Genomic DNA, 4,728 nt, shown 5'->3' on the forward strand with positions numbered 1-4,728 from the left:
CCGTTCCCGGTTACCCAGCAGGATGGGGCGCTGACCGCGGTACCGGAATTTCTCGATTCGCAGCACAAGATCGCCAACGCGGCCGATGCCGAAGCCTATCTGGAGCGCGTGACAGCGATGGCGCGCCTGCTCGACCAGGAAAGTGCGCGCATCGCCGAACAGGCCGCCAAGGGCATCATGCCGCCCGATTTCATCGCGCATACCGCGCTGGGCCAGTTGCGCAACTATCGCAAGACGCCGGCGGCGGCGCAGAAGCTGGTCACTTCGATCGCCGGACGCACCAGGAAACTCGGCATAGAGGGTGACTGGGAAGCGCGCGCGACCAAGCTGGTGAATACACTGGTGTATCCGGCGCTGGAACGGCAGATCGAGACCTTCGCCAAAGCCACCGCCAAGGCTACCGATGTCGCCGGCGTGCAGCGCTTGCCCGACGGCGCGGCGTATTACGAATGGGCGCTCAAGCTGGGTACCACTACCACCCATGGCGCGAGTGAAATCCATGCGATCGGACTGGAGCAGAACAAGATGCTGCAGGCGCGCATCGACGCCATCCTCAAGGCGCAGGGAATCACGCAAGGCACGGTCGGCGAACGCATATTGGCGCTGTCGAAAGATCCTTCCCGCTTCTATGCCGACGATGACCAGGGACGCGCGCAGCTGATCGCCTATTGCAACGAGCGCGTGGCTGCGATCCGCAAGCTGATGCCGAAAATTTCCCACCTGGACCTGCAGGCGCCGCTGGTGATCAAGCGTGTGCCGTCAGATATCGAAGCCGGGGCGGCGCTGGGTTATATGAACTTCGCGGCGCTGGACGGATCGCGGCCGGCGATTTATTACATCAACCTGAAATCGACCAAGCTCTGGCCGAAATCCGAGATCGCCACGCTGACTGCGCACGAGGGCATCCCCGGCCACACCTGGCAGGGCGCCTATCTGGCCGAGCACCATGCGCAGATCCCGCTGATTACTTCGCTGATGGGTTTCAACGCCTTTGTCGAAGGCTGGGCGCTGTATGCCGAGCAGCTGGTCGACGAATTCGGGCTGTACGCAACCGATCCGTTCAGCCAGGTCGGCTACCTGCAGGCACAGCAGTTCCGCGCCTGCCGCCTGGTGGTCGATACCGGCCTGCATTCGATGCAATGGACGCGGCAGCAGGCGATCCAGTTCCTGATTGAAAACACCGGGCGCGGCCAGGCCGCCATGACCAGCGAGATCGACCGCTATTGCGTGTTGCCGGGGCAGGCTTGCGGCTACAAGATGGGACACAACGAAGTCATGCATCAGCGCGAACGCGCAAAAGCCGCGCTGGGCGGCAAGTTCGACCTGGCCGGTTTCAATGACGCGCTGGTGAAATGCGGCGGTGTACCGCTGACAGTGCTGCCGACCGTGATTGACCGCTACATCGCCGCTGCGCGCACGGCATAAAAGATGCGGCGCGGCCTGCCGGCAGGCCGCGCCGCGTTCATCTTCAGCCGTAGCAAACGGCTTCGACGTTGTTCCCGTCCGGATCGATCAGGAACGCGCCGTAGTAAGTCGGACTGTATTCGGTGCGCAGGTCCGGCTTGCCGTTGTCGCGCCCGCCAGCCGCCAGGCCGGCCGCATGAAAACCTTTGACCTGCTTGTGATCGGCGGCGCCGAAAGCGACATGGGTGCTCCCGGCCGGCGCATCGGCAGCGGCATATAACCAGAGCGCCGGTTGCTCCGGCGGCCCGAAGCCGGCATAACCGTCGCCCTGCGCCGCCAGGACATATCCCAGGTTTTCCAGCGCTGCCTGGTAAAACTGCATGCTGGCGTCGAGGTTCTTCACTTTCAATCCGATATGGTCGAACATGATGGTCTCCTTGTCATCGCATCCACGTGGATGGATCAGGCAATCATCATTTCAGATCGCATCCAGCTTTTCTTGGAAAATCTTGCGCTCGCCGCGGGCCACCCGCTGGAAATGCTTGGGCGAGACGCCGGCGGCGCAGTGGAAAGTGCGCACAAAATTGGATAGATCGTTGAAACCGACGTCATAGGCCGTATCCGTGACGGAGCGGCCATCAGCCAGCAGGCTTGCCGCATGGCGCAACCTTGAGCGCAGCAGGTACTGGTGCGGCGTGACGCCGAGTGTACGGCTGAACAGCCGCAGGAAATGAAAAGGACTCATGCCTGCCTCGGCGGCGGTTCGTTCGAGGTCGATCTCCTCATGCGCATGTGCGGTAATCCACATCGCGGCATTGACTGCGCGGCGCCGGTCCTGGGTCGTCGCCGCCAGCGGCGCGGATTGTTTGCCGGAGCTGAGCGCGACAAAACGCGCGACGAGCAGCAGTCCGATTTCCTCCAGGCCGACGTCGCTGCGCCCCTCGGCGGCAGCCTGTCCCAGTTCGCCGAGCATGATGATGCCGTTCAGCGGCGGCAAGGCGCCGCTGCGCCAAAGCGTTTCCTTGGCGCCTATCGATTCGATGCATCCTTCGGAAAACTGGAAAGACAGGCATTCGTCGCCGCACACATGGTGGTCATGGGTACAGCAGTATTCATCGCCGGGATGGCCGATCATCACCGAGCCCGGCACCAGTTCGTGCTGCACGCCGCGGTAGCGCAGGCCGAAGCTGCCGCGCCGCACGTAGGACACCGAATGCCTGTGGTGCGATTCGGTGACCGGCAGGTCGCCCGGGCTGGCGCTGCAACGGTAATCGATCACCGTCGCCGACGCGCTTTGCGAAAGAATCAGGGTATTCATCCCATTAAGTCTACGCCAAATTAAAAAAGCGTGAATGGCTTGCCGTGAAGGCGCACATACGGTTTTTGCAAGCGCTTGACTTGAAGTTAAGTTGAAATTTTATACTGCTGGTTCTGCAACGCTTCCATAACCTGATTGGCGTGAGTCCATGTCGGCCACCTGGGTTTGCTGCAGCAGTTCGGTGCTCTCCCGGTCTGATCCGGGGAGCACCGTAACCACGACCTTGAGGCGTAACTGCCTCAATCCATCGTCAGGCAGCAAATCCGCCGTCAATAGACAGGCTGGCGCCGGTAATGTAGGCCGCCTCAGGGCCTGCCAGATAAGCGACAAAGCTGGCGATTTCCTCATCCTTGCCATAACGGCCGACCGGCATCATCGCTTTCAGGGTGGCGGCGAATTCGCTGCCGGCCGGATTCATTTCCGTATCGACCGGGCCTGGCTGCACATTGTTGATGGTGATGCCGCGCGGACCGAGGTCGCGCGCCAGGCCGCGGGTCAGGCCGACCAGCGCCGACTTGCTCATCGCATAGGGGCCGCCGCCGGCAAACGGCATGCGGTCGGCGTTGGTGCTGCCGATGTTGATGATCCTGCCGCCTTCGGTCATGTGGCGCGCCGCTTCCTGCGTCGCCACGAACACGCTGCGCACATTGATCGCCAGCGTGCGGTCGAAATCTTCCAGGCTGAATTCAGCCAGCGGCGCAATCGCCAGCACACCCGCATTGTTGACCAGGATATCGAGCCGTCCGAAAGCAGCGACAGCTTGTCCGATTGCCGCCTTGATGGCGTCCGCATCGGCGCTGTCGGCCCGGATCGCCAGCGCGCGTCCGCCGGCGGCTTCGATGTCCTTGACGACTTGCGCGGCGCGATCGGCCGAGCTGATATAGGTCAGGGCGACAGCGGCGCCGTTGCGGGCCAGCCGCTTGGCGATGGCGGCGCCGATGCCGCGTGAGCCGCCTTGTATGAAGGCGACTTTGTTGGCAAGCACTGCTGTTTCTTGGTTGATGGCCATGATATTTCTCCTTGTTGGTTGGGGCGCTGCCACAGTGGCGAGCGCCGGGTTGACAAGCGAAGTATCTGCCGATCATTATGTCGTTACTAGCCACTAATCTTCATATTCACTTGATACCAAAGGTTTAAAGTAAAACCATGGAAACTATGATTGGCATGCAATGTTTTGTCCGCAGCGCCGAGGCCGGCAGTTTTTCAGAAGCGGCGCGCCGGCTCGGCATGACCTCGGCGGCGGTCGGCAAGAACGTGGCGCGGCTGGAGACCGGACTGGGCGTGCGCCTGTTCCATCGCAGCACGCGCAGCCTGACCCTGACCGAGGCCGGCGAAAGTTTTTTGCATGAGATCAGGGATGGACTGACGTCGATCCAGTCAGCCGTCGACAACCTGGCCAGTGCCGGCGGTCAGCCGGCCGGCGTGCTCAAGGTCAGCATGGGCACAGGCTTCGGCCGTGCCTACTTGGTGCCGCTGCTGGCGCCGTTCCTGGCGAAATATCCGGCGATCTCGCCCGACTGGCATTTCGATAACCGCCAGGTCGACCTGATCGCGCAAGGTTTCGATGCCGCCATCGGCGGCGGTTTCGAACTGCCGCCCGGCGTCGTGGCGCGCGAACTCGGGCCGGCGCACCGCGTGCTGGTAGCCGCGCCGGCTTATTTCAACGAACGGCCGGCGCCGGCGTCGCCGGCAGACCTGCACGCATTCGACGGCATTTTCATCCGCTCGCCGCAGACCGGGCGGGTGCGGCCTTGGCCCTTACGCAACCGGAGCAACCAGCAGGCGCCGGTGACGCTGCGCATGCGCATGACCATGAGCGATCCCGAAGCCGGCTGCGAAAGCGCGCAAATGGGCCTCGGCATCGCCTTGGTCAGCATGCCGAATGCCTTGCCGTTCCTGCAAAACAAAACCCTGGTGCGCGTACTGCCGGACTGGTATGTCGACGGCGGCACCTTGTCGCTCTACTTTGCCGCGCAAAAACTGCTGCCGGCCAAGACCCGGGTGTT

Annotated in this window: 5 protein-coding genes; 2 read left to right on the forward strand and 3 right to left on the reverse strand. The window is 62.6% G+C overall.

Going from position 1 to position 4,728, the window contains the following annotated elements; all coding sequences use genetic code 11:
• Positions 1-1,425, forward strand: a 1,425-nt coding sequence (locus JWQ61_RS00915; RefSeq protein WP_304358852.1) for a DUF885 family protein, incomplete at its 5' end; no start/stop codon positions are given.
• A 43-nt stretch (positions 1,426-1,468) separates the two neighbouring features.
• Here the strand turns inward: JWQ61_RS00915 and JWQ61_RS00920 are convergent.
• The 3 genes from JWQ61_RS00920 to JWQ61_RS00930 form a co-directional block, all read right to left on the reverse strand.
• Positions 1,469-1,831 (reverse strand): VOC family protein, encoded by a 363-nt coding sequence (locus JWQ61_RS00920; protein ID WP_304358853.1) that lies wholly within the window; start codon positions 1,829-1,831, stop codon positions 1,469-1,471.
• A 51-nt stretch (positions 1,832-1,882) separates the two neighbouring features.
• Positions 1,883-2,722, reverse strand: a complete 840-nt coding sequence (locus JWQ61_RS00925) for an AraC family transcriptional regulator (RefSeq protein ID WP_304358854.1) — start codon at positions 2,720-2,722, stop codon at positions 1,883-1,885.
• A 250-nt stretch (positions 2,723-2,972) separates the two neighbouring features.
• Positions 2,973-3,731, reverse strand: coding sequence for a 3-oxoacyl-ACP reductase family protein (locus tag JWQ61_RS00930; RefSeq protein WP_304358855.1), 759 nt, complete (start codon positions 3,729-3,731; stop codon positions 2,973-2,975).
• A 137-nt stretch (positions 3,732-3,868) separates the two neighbouring features.
• Between JWQ61_RS00930 and JWQ61_RS00935 the strand changes: the two genes are divergently transcribed.
• Positions 3,869-4,728: LysR family transcriptional regulator (locus JWQ61_RS00935; protein ID WP_304358856.1), on the forward strand; the 860-nt coding region annotated here is incomplete at its 3' end.

Origin of the sequence: Collimonas fungivorans, from assembly GCF_028292705.1 — a bacterium.
Lineage (GTDB): Bacteria > Pseudomonadota > Gammaproteobacteria > Burkholderiales > Burkholderiaceae_D > Collimonas > Collimonas fungivorans_B.

Coding starts and splice junctions, on each gene's coding strand:
- JWQ61_RS00930 (WP_304358855.1), bottom strand. CDS start 3,731: ATGGCCATCAACCAAGAAACAGCAGTGCTTGCCAACAAAGTCGCCTTC.
- JWQ61_RS00920 (WP_304358853.1), bottom strand. CDS start 1,831: ATGTTCGACCATATCGGATTGAAAGTGAAGAACCTCGACGCCAGCATG.
- JWQ61_RS00925 (WP_304358854.1), bottom strand. CDS start 2,722: ATGAATACCCTGATTCTTTCGCAAAGCGCGTCGGCGACGGTGATCGAT.